Below are 14,748 nucleotides of genomic sequence, written 5' to 3' on the forward strand. Positions count from 1 at the left end.
CCTCTTTTTCTATTCGTACAGTGCATCCCTTAAACGAGTCGACATTGTGGAGGCCTGCCCAGTTTTCATTATTGCCCGCCGCAGCGCTTTATTGCTTCGATTCAATTCCACCAAATCTGCCATCATCTCTTCCAGCAAAGCCTCAGCCTCGATAGAAAGATTTCCATTCTGCTGAATCAGAGCTAACCGTTCCTTGTACTCGTCTATTTTTTCAGTCACACATATTACTTCCTTTCCAATCACATGATTCCTTTTATCATACCACATTCAATTCTATCGCAATCTTTTCACTGGATACAGCTGACACGAATATGATACTCTAATGAGGTCGCATTTTTAAGATTAGATAATTGGCTTATACGAAAGGATAGATGGAAGTGGCACAATTGTTTTTCAAATACGGAGCAATGAACAGCGGTAAATCCATTGAGATACTCAAGGTTGCGCATAATTATGAAGAGCAAGGGAAATCGGTGCTCATTTTCACTCCATCCATAGACGATCGGGACGAAGTTGGTTTTATCTCCTCCCGTATTGGGCTGCGGAAACAGGCCATACCCGTCGACGAGAATACCGATATTTATAATATCGTCAGCAGTAACCAGCCCAAACCCCACTGTGTACTAATTGATGAATGTCAATTTCTAAGCAAGGACTGCATTTTACAGCTAGTACGGATTGTAGATGAACTAGGCATTCCCGTTATGGCGTTTGGACTTAAAAATGATTTCCAGAACCAGCTATTTGAAGGCAGCAAATACATGCTGATTTACGCTGATAAAATCGAGGAAATGAAGACCATTTGCTGGTTCTGCGAGCGTAAAGCAACAATGGCTCTAAGAGTAGAAAATGGTAAGCCTGTATACAGCGGCAAGCAAATCCAAATTGGCGGCAATGAAGCCTACTATCCAGTGTGCCGTAAATGTCACAAGAATCCTCCACTATAAAATATACCCACAAAGTGAGGCTTTGCTTCGATGCTTACTCAGGTACATTGCGGGGGAGCCCAAAATATATACCTTTAGCTAAAAAAGCATTCCGAAGCCGCAATGGCCTCAGGAATGCTTTTTTAAAAATAAAATTCGATTAAACCAGATATCTTTCTTTAAGAATATTCAAATGATGATGATCATGCCCAATCAATACGCACGCCACTGCTCTCGCGGAGATGGTTGCATTGTTAACCGTTCCCTTACGAGTCCATGCATCTTCCGGCAAAGTGTCCAACAGAGCTTGCGTTGACTCTCGGACAAGCTTGTAATGAGCCAGTAGTTTTTCTAGAGTGTGTGCTTCAAAATTTGCGGTAGGCACATAGTCCTTTTCATCAAAGCCTGCCAGCGGGGTCTTATCTCCTCTTGCAACGCGCAACAAACGATAAGACATAATTCTTCCAGTATCCGCTAGATGGCCAACCATTTGCTTAATACTCCATTTATCAGGAGCGTAACGATGCTCTCCTTGTTCTTCCGTAAGGTTCGAAATAAAGCTACAAATCTCATCCGTCTGCGCTCTAAAAATAGTGCAAATATCCCCTTCAACTGGCACTAAATCGACATACTTTGATAATTCTTCAAGATACTCACTGCTTTCTGGACGTCGATCCATGTCTAAACCCCTCTCATTTTGAATTTTTTTGAAAAAATAGGAGGAAAATTATACTGTAGTTGTTGTATTTTAGTCCATTTTATACGATACTTGCAATAATAGGGTTAGTTATACTAGAAGACATCGGGAGTGTCGGCATGATAGATTTTATTCTGTTTATATTATTTTCAGGACTAGAGACATATGCAATGTTCTTTCTGGCTTTCAAAATCTTTAAAATTGACATTTATCATAAAGAGATGGTGTTTGCTAGTTTTATCATGGGCTTTTTTTCTTATTCAATTAGAATCAAATATGAGTTATTTCAATTAGATATCCTCACACAATATGCGCTAATGCTTTGTTTTATGTGGCTGTTATTCCGGATTCATCCCTTCTATGCTTCTATATTAACCGGGATGGTCTATCAAACATACTTTGTGATTCAACCCAGTCTTATGTATCTATTAGACTCTGTAATCAACATGTCTCTAAATACTTCGAACCCGATTACAATAAACATGATTACAATGCAGATCTTATCAGCATTAACCGCGATTCTCATTGGTATGTATGTGGGTCATAAACGTATTGGATTTGACTTTGTACCTGATAAACCAGATGTAAAAATCAAACCAACGACTAGCGAAAAAATACTATTCGCTCTTAATCTTCCTACACTAATTGTCATTACTTCAATCAGCTACTTTCTTGAATCCTTTTTCTTTTTCTTGATCCCAATTTTCTATGGAATAATATTATGGGGATATCTTTATTTCTCCTACAAAAAGGATAGAAATAATTATGAATCATTTAACTCTTAAGATTGTTGAGGTCATTAAGAAAAGTAATCCCGAGCAAACACATTCCATTGAAATCATGCATTATGCCCTTAGCATTATTCTGAATACTTTATTAATCATTATAACCTCGTTATGCATTGGCGGGCTCACAGGACAGCTAAAGGAAACATTCTTAGCCTTATTTAGCTTCATACTCCTAAGAATGTCTTCTGGTGGTGTGCATCTAAAAACCGCAAGGGCCTGCAATATTGTATCTATCTTTATCTGTTCACTGATCCCTCATATCACTTATTTAATACATAACCATTTTATTTGGATTAATCTTTTTTCTTTGCTTGTAATGATTCTATGTGCTCCAAATCCTGATGCTAATGCTCAGATTCCTAAAGAATGGTATTTGGGTTTAAAGATCATTTCCATAATTCTGGTTTCTTTGAATTTTTGGATCCATTCGTCTGTCATTGGATTGGCATTTTTAGTTCAATCCTTTACAGTTATAATTCCATTACAAAGGAGGCCAATCGAATGAAGAAAAATTTAGCTCGTTATGCATCTAACATACTAGCTACTTCTGCTGTTGTTTTTGCAACAATTCTAAAACCAGCACTTTACAGTCCTGAAGTTCCGAAAGAACTGCGCAAGTAATCAAACAAGGATGGGGAAAAGATGCGTGTCTTACAGAAAGACGGTTCCTCTAGTGATATTCTAGAGGAAGATATATTGTATTTCTCGAATTATAAGAATACAATATTCGTCCATACGAAAGAAGGCGAATTTATTCTCCCCACCACGCTTTCCGATCTTTCCGTAGCGTATGAGGGTAAGGGATTCGAACGCCTTGACCGCAGCAACGTCGTTAATATCAACAACATAGAAGGCTATGATCCCGGACGCAAGATTGTATGCTTTAATCAAGGTAAGCAGTTCACTACCGTTTCGGAATCCAATGAACCTCGCCTAAAGAAGTACTTATCTACTCATAAGAAAGACTCTGATTAAAACAATCCCGACATGTACTATACATGTCGGGATTGTTTTTGTTTATTAAAATTCAAAGTAAACCAATCTATTATCACATAAAAATAGTCATTATGCCATAATTCCCCTAAGATGTAAAGGAAAATTCGTAGGATGAATGACAGGAGACGGATTGTATTCCAAATGATACCATATATATAAATGTGTAATAATAACAAATATATGATGGAGGAACCAAATGAATTACTATTTTCATCCCTCACCACGCCCCTCATCTCTTGAATCAATATCTGATGAAGAATTACTTAACATCTATAAATTAGCGCTTGAGGCACAAGCTTTACCAGATTTCATAGAGATTGTTAGAGAGATCTTAGACAGTAGAGATCTCATTCAAACTGAAAAATCATAACATCCCCATACACAAATTAATTCGCAAATTATGACATAATTACATAACTTCCTAAGGCTTCACTGCGAGTGTTCTCTAGATTGTCTTCATGTTAACATCATCAACATAAAGAAGGTAGAGCCTCCTGAAGGCCCTACCTTCTTTATGTTCAGTAAGGACTACTCCCTGAAATAGAGTAATCTTCTACTCCGTAATTTCCGTTTTAAATACATTTTCCAATTTTCCGCCAAGTCTTTTCTTCAAAGGAACTTTAATATCTCTACCCAGCTCTTTGAAAAATGTTTCTACATCGCATTTCACATTTTGTGCAGTCGCAATTACAGCGCCATCACCAACAATATTTTGATTCTCTTCAAGAGGAACATCAACTTCGATATCATACTTTTTGGATAATGTCTTGATGTATCGTGCGAAGATCTCCAGCAATTCCTCGTTATTAAAATTCTCTATAGCGACTTTTCCCTTGCTGGTAAACTTCATGTTAATTTTCATTATTAATATCCCCTTTTCTGTCAAACCATTTTTAGTTGTTAGTTTATGGATCAAGATGAATAGATGGCTGCAAGAAAGGGCAACATTATTCATTTTTGAGATCATTTATGAAACACACATTATTTATAAGCACCCTTTATCTGTTGTACTTTAAACTGCGTAAATTCTTTGAGCGCTTGTATGACCTGATCCTGTTCTTCTTCCTTCAGCTCATAAACGCACTCCCGTAACCACTCGCCAAATAGAAAGGCTTGACGCCCTTTCCGAGGGCTCTTTCTTAAGGAGTCGAGGCAACCCTCAAACTTATCGTTCAGGACGTCGGTAAGATTGTATTTCTCAATCTTCTCTATTACCATTCCTGCCCCATATTCCGTTTCATAAACTATGACTTCATTAGAATCAAAGGAAACGTAAGATGTTTCTTTACCTTCCTTTGCCCTGAATTCCTTAAGCTTGTTAAATGCCGTCTCATAAATGTAGTCCTGAGACTGTTTAAGCTGTGGCAGCTCATAACCATGCTTTAAGGTCTTGATATATTCAATATCTGGCATATAGTCTGCCAAATGATACATCCGATTCTTCAGATCTGTTCCAAGTGCTTCGATGATCTTGTCCAGATTGTCTTTTAGCGGAATGCTCTCTCCACGCTCGATCTTGCTAAGCTGTGAGTAACTTATGCCGCTCTTTTCTTCCAATCCTCTTAAGGTTAACCCTCTCGTCTTTCTGATGTGCCGAATGAAATTACCCAGCTCATCGGGATAGTTCTCAAAATCATTCATGGGAGTCACCTCCCTACTATCATAACACAACATAACAATTTGTGTTGGCTTATAACAATTAATACTAGTAATTACTTGCCTCTGAAGGGTGATTCTTAGTACCAAAAACCCAATATAATAATAGATATCCAAAATATAGGAGAATATTTGATACTCATCTGCCAGGCTCTGGATTGTAATCGTTGGTTGGGAATTACAGCGTATCGGACCGAGGAGATCTTATTAAGCTGATTTATGCCATTTCACTCAGCTATCGGACTCAGATGCAACTGTTCATTTAAATATACTACGGTTTGGTGCAAAAGTATGACAATAAGAGTTATGATGTCCGAAAACTTGGAAAAAGACCACCAAAAAGTTGAAATAGCTGCAATACACCATAATGATCCCAAACCATCTACTGTATGCAAACCATTGTGTGCTTCCAGCTAATCCAATTTGTTAAAAAAACAGCCAGTCCCAACAACCTGGAACTGGCCATAATCGTTACTCCAAAACACTCAACAGATTGAGGATCATCTGTGCACTTTCGGCACGTGTGCCGTTTTGCTTCGGAGCAAATTGCGCTACAGCACGTCCCTGCATCAATCCAAGTCTGTACACCTCGCTGATAGCCCCTTGAGCCCATTGTTGTGCAGTGCCAATATCATTAAATGCTGAAACGTTAAGACTAGCTACAGATACGCTGTTATTGGCGTATGCATATGCACGAGCCAGCATCGCTGCCAACTCTTGACGAGAGATCTTGGCATCCGGTTCAAACAGTAAAGCGGTCTGACCGTTAACAATTCCAGCTTGTTTTGCTAACCCTACTGCTTCTGCATACCATTTATCAGCAGGTACATCAGTGAAACCAGCTACTGCTTGACCTTTTAAGCCAAGCGCACGGACTAACATCGCTGTAAACTCCGCACGTGTAACCGCACGGTTTGGATCGAAACGATCCACAGCTACCCCCTGTACAAGCTGTTTTGCCGCAAGCTGCTTCACAGCAAGGTAAGCCCAGTGATCCGGCTTCAGATCATTGAATGTTTTGTCATATTCTAATACAACATATTTACTAAAATGACTGACAGCAGCAGATAGATAACCATTCATCCATGTACTGCTCATATACTCCAACTTACCGGCATCATCCATAAAATAAATACCCAGTAAGCTTTGCTCTACAGTCGCACCGACCTTATATGAAATCGTGATCGGCTCTGCAAACTGTCTTAATGAGAAGGACTGGCCATTTTCTGTGAGGATGCTGAGCGACCATTCTTGCAGATCACTTTTCGCTCTCAATTGTGCTCCAGCTAGTGTACCTGCACGATCCAACAGATCCACGGCTGTATTACTAGCTAAAGTGTTCAACCGTAGTGAAATCGTACTCTTGGCAAGAGCCTCAGCTGAGATTAGCTTACTAAGTTCTGCCAGTACTGTAGCAGGAATCGTAACGGATAAATCCTGCATAACCACTCTAAGCGGTGCGCGTCCAAGCAGTTCAACCACATTGCTTGGCAAAAGCAATTCCGTAACCGATCCGTCAACAGAAACCACAACTTCACCTTGAGCATTCTTGTTCTCTGACAGTTGAGAGGCTGTTATAGTTACTACACCTGTTTGTGCAGATGCCGACGGAGTTGGTGTCGGTGTAGCAGTTGGCGTTGGTGTCACAGCAGGTCCCGGCACCCAGCCTCCTGGTGTTGGTGTTGGCTCTGGGCTTGGTGTTGGTTCCGGTGTTGGCTCTGGGCTTGGTGTCGGAGTCGTACCTGGCGTGCTCTCAGTCACTGTCAAAATATATTCAGTGCTGAACCCCTTATAAACAGCGCTGACTTTTGTTATACCAGCACTCAATGCGTGAAGCTCCCCATTCTCACTAATCATTGCAATGGAATGATCAGATGTATCATACCTTACGCCCTCGACCAATTCTTGCTTGCTTCCGTCACTATATACCGCCTGAACAACAACGGAGCCTTTATTTCCCTGTTCCAGCGAATCCGGCCCTTTTATCGTTATTTCTGTAAGAATAGGAGCCTCATCATTTGTTACGACGAGACTATACTCCGAGGCGAACTCCCTGTAGGTTACTGAGATCACAGTAGAGCCTTCCTGATGAGCCTGGACCAAGCCCTGTTCATTGATTGTAGCAATATGCTCATTCGAGCTGGAATAATGAAGTCCATCCAATATTGGGATTCGTTTACCGGATGCATAGACAGCTTCGGTGACTGTCTGGTCGACCTCTGCTGGTTTAAGTTGTCCTTTGCCCTGAAGCTTAATCGCTTGCAGCGCATCTACAGTTATCTTACTTTCCGCAAAAACATTCGGGTAACCTGCCACTGTGACTCTCACCTTAGCTGTCCCTGGTTTTAGAGCTGTAACCAAGCCATTTCCATCTACGGTAACTACTGATTCTGTCGTGTCAGGAACGATGGACCAAATTTTTGTCAGATGATTAGCCTCATCCGGCACTACCTTAGCTTGCAATTGCAGACTAGCACCAGGCTCAAGCTCAACAGCTATTTGATCCAGCTTAATGGATTTTGGAACAAAATTTTCGATCACTAAACGGTCAATTTCTACACCGTCTACCGTTCTTGCCGTAACCGTAATCTCGTTCTTCCCAATTTCAACAGCCGTATAGATTTGCTCATCTTCGTCATATATTTTTTCCTGCCAAAAACGTGGCGTCAGCGCATAGAACTTAGGACCGGAGGAACCGCCGATAACATATCGTGTGCCTTCGCCTTCTGCTACCTGCTTACCATCCTTCATTGGAAAAGTTCGCAAGTAAATATGATCATGGCCGTTCATCACTAGATCCACATTATGCTTATCAAACACCGGCACCCACTTTGCTTGCACCTGTTCATTCGAATAGATGCTGCCATAGGGCCCTTGATGGAAAAAAATCACCTTCCACTTTTTATCTGTAGCAGATAGATCCTGATCCAGCCACTCTGCCTGTTCAGTGAACGGAGCACCTGAATGCTCTGTATTCATAACCACAAAATGTGTATCCTGAATGTCAAAAGAATAATTCGTACCTTTTACGCTCGCCGCACCGTTTTGCGGGTTATTGAATTGCGCCAGGTAATCCCCATCGCCATTGGTTCCCATCACTTCATGGTTCCCAATAATCGGAACAAGCGTGGTATTCATCAGCTGCTTTTGGGCTGCACCAAACCACCAGTTCCACTGCTCTTGTTCAAAGCCTTTATCCACCATATCTCCAGCGTGGACCAGCATTTCAGCATCCGGCATATAGGCAAAAGCAGCGTCTATCGTATTGCCCCAAAGACCAAATCCAGCTTTAGAATCTGCTTGAGAATCTCCGATAAACAGGAATTTTGTAGAAGCGCTCTCCCCTCCGCTTGTAACGAAGGTTCCTTGCTCACTTACATTTGACTCCCCATCCCCCACACGATATACATATTCGGTTCCAGGGATAAGCCCTACTGCCTCCGCTTTATGAACTCGCATCGTTCCATCATTGTTGGTGTTGTAAATTGAACTGTTGCCGGTAATTTTCATTACATTCGCGGCTTGAAAGCTTGTGAATTCTGCCTTTTTCACCAATTCTACTACAGTATTTACGGTTAGCGGTTCTGTCTGCCAAGTGAACTGGCGAGAAGTTATTGCATCCTGGCCCATCGTAACATTAACATTACGCGGGGCAGCAGTACCGTCATATGGAGCAACCTTGAACGTCATTACAGGACTATAGGTATTTCCTTTTACCGCCTGCAATTTAAAAGTTCCTTCTGCTGAAGTGACAAGGCCAGTAGTAAGTGTCCCACTTCCCCCTGAAGTTGCGCCTTGTACCTCCAATCCATCGAACAACAGTTTCGCACCTTCAACGACACTTCCATTCAGATCTTTTACCGCAAAAGACACATCAAAGCCCTTCGCAAGATCATAATGGTTCCAAGTGAGCATCAACTGTGTCTTTACAAGAGATTCAACAGCCGCTCCAATAAAAGAAATAGGAACCCCGGCACCTTCTGTCGAAGTTACAGATCCGGATGTATTTTCAATTACAAAAGGTTTGCTTGTCTCCCCAGCGAGCTGCTCCTGAGTAAAGGGACCCACATAATCATTTCGAACCGTATATTGAATTTGTCCGATGAGATCCGTATCTCGTAGATTGGAGGAATTGATATTCGTTAGGTTAAGACGCACAGTGCCCAAAGCTGAATCAATGATTGATTCCATTTGCGTTTCTGATACCTTATCCCCTCGAATCACCTGCAAATCTTTAACTGCAGCCGGATTAAAAGCAAACGTAAGATTTCCTTCCTTCAGCTTACCCGCTTTCTCTGCCGTTACATCCAAAGTGTAAGTGTTCCCGGCATAAATGACTTCTGGTGTTTTGTACACATAGAATGGAGAGCCCAAATTCACTGTAAAATACCATTCTTTTATCGTCTGGTTACCGCTCAAATCGCGAATGGCAACTTTTACTTTATGACGGCCTTCTGTAAGCGGAACCTTTGGTTTATAAGTGATTTGACCTTTTGGAGGATAAAAGCCATGCTCCACTATTTGATCGTCCACATATACTCGTGTTTTGTCCGGATCGATTAGGGTCGTTCCCGGATGCACCACAGGATCATAACCATCATCCTCACCATTGACGGAAAGGGTTGGCGTAGCTGTTTTGACAATTTCGTTCACGCCAGGATAGGCATTTTTAAGCACAGGAGGTGTTCTATCCTCCTCTATCGGACCATAAATGGCACGAATATCATCAACGTAAATTGCACCTGCGCTCTTGTTAAGATTGCTTGTCTCCATATAGCGAACAGGCATATCCATCGTTAACGGGGTGGCTTTCCCCTTAGGCACGGATACTTCGACGTATTTCCAACCCGTCCAGTTCACACCATTTACCTGATCGGTAAAATCCACGGGCACTGCCGCATTATTGCCATCACGAATTTGTCCCCGCAGCCAGTGCTTTTTGCCATCTCCGTAGATCCACATACTGATTTTCTCAGGATACCCCGGAATCTGAATCCGATTGGCAGTTGAGCTTGCGGCTAAATAAGCACCCGATGTGCCTGTTTTATTAACAAAATCATATTCCAGCTTTAAGGCTTTATCCCCATTACGGACAAAATCCTGATCTGTCACTTCCTGAATTGCCACACTGTTAGCTGCTGCACTGGAGGCAATATATTTATCAATGCCATTCTCAAAATCCTCCAGCATTACAGGCGGCAACCCCACATTTACTTCAAAAGAGGTCTGGGCGTCCCCGTACTTAGCATAAATCTTCCCGTTCTTCCCGTTTTCACTCGTCGCTTGAAACAAACCCTTCTCGTCCACACTTCCGATCTCGCCCTCAACTCGCCATTCAAAACTATGGTTGTCAGCTTGAATTACCTGTCCATTACGTAGCGCCTTCACAGTTAATTGCGCAGCAGCACCTGAAGAATAAGTTTTGATCTCATCAGGAAACCTAAGGTCTGTGAGCTTATCCACGACTTCGATTTCCCCACTGCCTTTGACTGCCCCAGCCTCTACAATTACCGTTCCTGTGCCGGCAGTGGTTCCTGCGGTGAAGACTCCGTTCGCATCGACAGTACCAAGGTCAGCGTCCACCTGCCAATTCAGCGTACCCGAATAAGGTGCCGGATGGCCGTTCTCGTCCACTCCTGCTGCTTTGAACATAAAGCTGGAGCCTTGCAAAATACGTTCCGCATTCGGCTGCACAACCAGCTTAGAAGCTGTAGATTGCTCTGGGGCTGTGTTGACGACCAGCAAACCGTTGCCGGTTTTACGTTCATAGCCATCAGAGCCCTGATTCATCATTTTGACACCAGATGCACCCGGCATTCTGGCCACAAAAGTAGAAGAGCCGCCACCATCCAGATTCATGGCGTTCACAACGCCCATATCCTTCAGAATGTAGCCAAGCTCATCCGTATCTACACCTTCGCTAAAACCTGGAGATCTTCCATCCACTTCGAATAGAACGAGACTTCCGTCCGCTTTTGTCCCAATGGCTGTACGTGGATGAATTCCTAAAGGCCCTACACCTTGTTGAACTACTCCGTCTTTTACCAGCGGCCCTTCGCCGCCAATGGCTACCTTCACATCATTCCATTCTCCGCTAAGCGCAAAGGTCGCAGTAACGTTATCGCCAACCGATAACCCCTGCAGAACAGCACGAGACGTTCCGTTAGCAGACAAAACTACTTTTCCTTTGGTAAGCGGCGTATTGCCTTGATTGTTGCGAATCTCAGATACCTTCAGCTTCAAGGTCTGACCGCTCTTCACTTCTCCCTCGACAATATCTAGAACAACCTCGTCACCCTCATTGGTCGACTTTGTAGTTGTATTATAATCTTCCGTATAAAGAACCAGCTCATTCGTATTTCGATAACGGTTGATGCTGGTTAGATTAGTTGTTTTTCCATTAATCGTTACGTTCTTGGTCAGCTTCGGCACCCCATAAATCGAGCTGCCATCTTCTTTTAAACCGAAAGTAAAAGCTGAAATTGAACTGTTCAGGATTACACCATCATCCATAAATAATCCATTTGGAACACCCGTGGCAAAACCGGAGATTTCATAAAAATCACCGTTAATCCCTGCGATCACCCGGTTTCCAGCCGAATCCGCATAAGCCGCCATTTCTGTAGCACCCTTCATACCGTATACCTTTCCATCCTTCGTACCTGCCCGCAGTTCTAAATGGCCTTGCCCTGGGTTGAACTCCACTGCATGTATCTTTTGTAAACCACGTTCATTCTGAAGATCCATCCAGGTGTACATCGCCCCAGGTGCAAGCTCTGTTTGCCGTATATCAATAACGGTTCCGTAGTTTGTTGCTGGTAGATCAGAAATGGAAGCGTGAACAAATACTCCCGGCTGCAACAACGAAATCAACAAAACAAAAATAACTGCCACATTAATTTGCCTTAGATACCTTCTCACTGTGTTGACATCCTCCCCACTTGGCTGTCCTTATTACGATCTGAAATGGACAACATCATAGGGTTCATATTAACTAGGAAGCGTAAAGGTTAGATAAAATCTACCAAGGCATACTGTTAACTTCTTCTAATCCCCTCCTCAAATTCATGTTTCAACCTGTTGATGAATCTTCTGACCGTTTTCGATCCTTGTTTAGAAGCTGAAACAATGGACCCCGGAGTATTATGATCTGGTGATCGTAGCTCGATCGTCTTCATGATCTTCTGAGAACCCTCAAATGTTTTTAGAAAAGAATAATCCATCCCAATCGTGATCGCGAGTCCTGACGCAACTGCATTATCAATGGCACGGGTGTTATTGCTTGTAAAAAGAATATTCATTGGCCCAACTTTCAGTAAATAACGCTCCACAAAGTCCTGTATGTAATGATCATCGTATAAAACCAACGTCTGGCCTACTAACTGTTCGGGCGTAATTATTGTATTTAAAGCTAGTGGTGATTTAGGATGTACGCCTACAACAATCTTACCTTCCATTAATTCCTCGAATACGACCCCTTTATGTTTCTCTGATAAGCCCTCTGGCGAGACCATCAGTCCGATATCCATTTCATCCTGAAGCACATTATCCAGAATTTCTTTAGGTCCCTTTTCAAAAATCTCTATTTTCACATTTGGAAAATCCGCTTTAAAACCGGATATGACCTTCACGATTAGATGCATGGGTCCCGGAATCGTAGCAATCTTCAAATGACCACTAAGCGCATCGCTGTAGATCTGTGCTTCAGCTTTTAATTCATTTACTTTCATCAAGACTTCATTTGCTTTGCCGATAATGGCTTGTCCCTCTGCTGTGGGAACTGCTCGTTGGCCTCGCGAACGAATGAACAAAGTAACTCCAAGCTCCGCTTCCAGCAGTGTTATGGACTGGCTTATGGCAGACAGGGTGATATGACGATTCTGAGCAGCTTTGGTTAGTGAACCAATCTTTGCGACTTCTACGATATTCTCGCATTGCTCTAAATTCATTTGAATCACTCCCTAAGTTAATATTTACTTAACACCTATTAAATTTACTTAAATTTTAATTAATTTAGACAAGTGCTACAATGTAAATAAGTTAGTATATAACCTTTTCACCTTATGAACCTATATTTCTAGTATAACTATATTTCTCGAGGAGGAGTCCCAAATGACAGACAAAAGAGTAGCCGTAATTACAGGTGGAGCCAGTGGAATCGGGAAACAAACCGCAATTAAATTTGCAAGTAAAGGTGATCAAGTGGTCGTTGCCGATTTCAATCAACAATTAGGTGAAGAAACGGTCGCACAGATTATCAAGGATGGTGGCGAAGCTATTTTCGTCAAAACGGATGTTTCAAAATACGAAGAGGTAGAAGCACTGGTTGAGAAAACCGTTGCCACATATGGAAGAATTGACGTTATGTTCAACAATGCCGGGATCGGCCGCGTCACTCCTGTACTAGACCAAGACCTTAAAGATTATCATAGTGTTATTAATGTCAATCAGCATGGTGTTGCCCACGGTATTATCGCAGCAGGTAAAAAAATGCGTGAGCTCGGCATCAAAGGGGTCATCATCAATACAGCTTCTGTATTTGGATTCCTAGCTTCCCCAGGTACATTCGCGTATCACGCTTCCAAAGGTGCGGTCATTATGATGACTAAATCCGCAGCACTTGAAATGTCCGTTCATGGCATCCGCGTGCTTGCCGTTGCTCCAGGCGCTGTAGATACGCCAATTATCCAAGGATATAAAGATCAAGGAATGGTCGACCAGATGAAGAGCAAAGTAATGGGTAACAAATTAACATTGCCTGAACAAGTTGCAGACACTGTATACTTGCTCTCCTTACCAGAAGCTAGTGCAATTAACGGTAGTGTTGTAATGGCTGATGAAGGTTATGCTTCATTTAAATAAAAAATTATAAATCAAAAAATCCAAGGCTTCCCGAGCGGGATGTCCTTGGATTGTTTTGTATTACTCCCATGATCTCTGTTCATTGATTTCCAGCTTACGTTTAAATGCCTGCTCTAGATCAATATCCAGTTTATTGGCCAGATCAAAAATATTCCACACCACGTCGTACATCTCAAATCCCAAGTTTTCTTTCTTCTCTGCACCGGGGTCGAAGGATACGGATAGCACCTCTTTGGACAATTCCCCTACTTCAGTCATTAAGTACAGCATTCTCTGCTCAATGGAGCTCGTGTCAAAACCTTTGGTTTCACTGAACTTCTTCACATACTGTTGAAACTCAGATGTATTCATTTCGTTACGCCTCGCTTTTAGGGTATAAAGTTATGTAGTAATTAGGACATCTTTACATGAAGTATAACAAATCTAACCTCTGAATCCTCTTTTATCAACCTCCACTATACTTATTAACTGTTATGGGATAATAATAAATTTCTATATCCTTATTTATAAAACCTCTTCGTTGAGCAGCCAACAAGGTCTCGTACATATTCATTCTGCCTACAGGATTATCCGTATGTTGATAAATTTTATTTGCTCTTAAACCATGCTCACAAAAGTATTTCACAAAATCATACCCATTCTTCAGCTCATTTCCCTCGATGTCTTCACCTAGATCATGGTCAAGCGAAAGAATATTCACTTCATTATTTTCAAAAAGTTTTACAGCGTCTTCAAATGTTCTAGCCAAAGTGAATCCTTCTGGGCAGTCTCGCAAATCATCAAGATAAACATTTATCATATCGAACCTCTTTTCTTCGCAAAA

The 14,748-nt window shown here is 41.9% G+C and carries 15 protein-coding genes; 7 read left to right on the plus strand and 8 right to left on the minus strand.

The window, feature by feature from the left end:
* Nucleotides 1–9: 9 nt before the first annotated feature.
* Nucleotides 10–219, minus strand: coding sequence for a hypothetical protein (locus MKX41_RS15890; protein WP_042129770.1), 210 nt, complete (start codon nt 217–219; stop codon nt 10–12).
* 158 nt (nt 220–377) lie between these two features.
* Between MKX41_RS15890 and MKX41_RS15895 the strand changes: the two genes are divergently transcribed.
* Complete coding sequence (locus MKX41_RS15895; protein WP_042129772.1) at nt 378–947, plus strand: thymidine kinase; 570 nt, start codon at nt 378–380, stop codon at nt 945–947.
* A 139-nt stretch (nt 948–1,086) separates the two neighbouring features.
* Here MKX41_RS15895 and MKX41_RS15900 read toward each other — a convergent pair whose 3' ends face one another.
* Nucleotides 1,087–1,605 carry a DinB family protein gene (locus MKX41_RS15900; RefSeq protein WP_340971743.1) on the minus strand — a complete coding sequence of 173 codons (519 nt, stop codon included), beginning with the start codon at nt 1,603–1,605 and terminating at the stop codon, nt 1,087–1,089.
* 137 nt (nt 1,606–1,742) lie between these two features.
* Here MKX41_RS15900 and MKX41_RS15905 point away from each other — a divergent pair, with 137 nt between their 5' ends.
* The 5 genes from MKX41_RS15905 to sda all read left to right on the plus strand — a co-directional run bounded on the left by MKX41_RS15905 (nt 1,743) and on the right by sda (nt 3,777).
* The gene (locus MKX41_RS15905; RefSeq protein ID WP_340971745.1) at nt 1,743–2,408 is read left to right on the plus strand and encodes a hypothetical protein; all 666 of its coding nucleotides are present in this window, start codon (nt 1,743–1,745) and stop codon (nt 2,406–2,408) included.
* On the plus strand, nt 2,389–2,916 hold the full coding sequence (locus MKX41_RS15910; protein WP_340971747.1) for an accessory gene regulator ArgB-like protein: 528 nt from the start codon (nt 2,389–2,391) through the stop codon (nt 2,914–2,916). Before MKX41_RS15905 ends, MKX41_RS15910 begins: the two co-directional genes overlap by 20 nt.
* Nucleotides 2,913–3,032, plus strand: coding sequence for a cyclic lactone autoinducer peptide (locus MKX41_RS15915; protein ID WP_143759448.1), 120 nt, complete (start codon nt 2,913–2,915; stop codon nt 3,030–3,032). The genes MKX41_RS15910 and MKX41_RS15915 overlap by 4 nt, the downstream gene beginning before the upstream one ends.
* A gap of 21 nt (nt 3,033–3,053) precedes the next feature.
* Nucleotides 3,054–3,386 (plus strand): LytTR family DNA-binding domain-containing protein, encoded by a 333-nt coding sequence (locus MKX41_RS15920; protein WP_042190411.1) that lies wholly within the window; start codon nt 3,054–3,056, stop codon nt 3,384–3,386.
* 217 nt (nt 3,387–3,603) lie between these two features.
* Nucleotides 3,604–3,777 carry a sporulation histidine kinase inhibitor Sda gene (sda, locus tag MKX41_RS15925; protein WP_081382883.1) on the plus strand — a complete coding sequence of 58 codons (174 nt, stop codon included), beginning with the start codon at nt 3,604–3,606 and terminating at the stop codon, nt 3,775–3,777.
* Between the two features lie 183 nt (nt 3,778–3,960).
* On the opposite strand, the gene MKX41_RS15930 is transcribed toward sda, so the two are convergent.
* The 4 genes from MKX41_RS15930 to MKX41_RS15945 all read right to left on the minus strand — a co-directional run bounded on the left by MKX41_RS15930 (nt 3,961) and on the right by MKX41_RS15945 (nt 13,012).
* Entirely contained in the window at nt 3,961–4,269 is a 309-nt protein-coding gene (locus MKX41_RS15930; RefSeq protein WP_042190413.1) for a hypothetical protein, read from the minus strand.
* Nucleotides 4,270–4,388: 119 nt separating this feature from the next.
* Nucleotides 4,389–5,048, minus strand: a complete 660-nt coding sequence (locus MKX41_RS15935) for a helix-turn-helix domain-containing protein (protein ID WP_042190416.1) — start codon at nt 5,046–5,048, stop codon at nt 4,389–4,391.
* A 486-nt stretch (nt 5,049–5,534) separates the two neighbouring features.
* The gene (locus MKX41_RS15940; protein ID WP_340971752.1) at nt 5,535–11,984 is read right to left on the minus strand and encodes a phosphodiester glycosidase family protein; all 6,450 of its coding nucleotides are present in this window, start codon (nt 11,982–11,984) and stop codon (nt 5,535–5,537) included.
* A gap of 116 nt (nt 11,985–12,100) precedes the next feature.
* Nucleotides 12,101–13,012: a LysR family transcriptional regulator gene (locus tag MKX41_RS15945; protein WP_340971754.1), complete on the minus strand. Its 912-nt coding sequence runs from the start codon at nt 13,010–13,012 to the stop codon at nt 12,101–12,103.
* Between the two features lie 163 nt (nt 13,013–13,175).
* On the opposite strand from MKX41_RS15945, the gene MKX41_RS15950 reads away from it, so the two are divergent.
* Complete coding sequence (locus MKX41_RS15950) at nt 13,176–13,925, plus strand: SDR family NAD(P)-dependent oxidoreductase (protein WP_042190424.1); 750 nt, start codon at nt 13,176–13,178, stop codon at nt 13,923–13,925.
* 60 nt (nt 13,926–13,985) lie between these two features.
* On the opposite strand, the gene MKX41_RS15955 is transcribed toward MKX41_RS15950, so the two are convergent.
* Entirely contained in the window at nt 13,986–14,276 is a 291-nt protein-coding gene (locus MKX41_RS15955) for a MazG nucleotide pyrophosphohydrolase domain-containing protein (protein WP_042190426.1), read from the minus strand.
* Between the two features lie 94 nt (nt 14,277–14,370).
* Nucleotides 14,371–14,724, minus strand: coding sequence for a cyclic-phosphate processing receiver domain-containing protein (locus MKX41_RS15960; RefSeq protein WP_340971761.1), 354 nt, complete (start codon nt 14,722–14,724; stop codon nt 14,371–14,373).
* Nucleotides 14,725–14,748 lie beyond the last annotated feature (24 nt).

The sequence above is a fragment of the Paenibacillus sp. FSL R5-0475 genome, from assembly GCF_038004585.1.
Lineage (GTDB): Bacteria > Bacillota > Bacilli > Paenibacillales > Paenibacillaceae > Paenibacillus_AQ.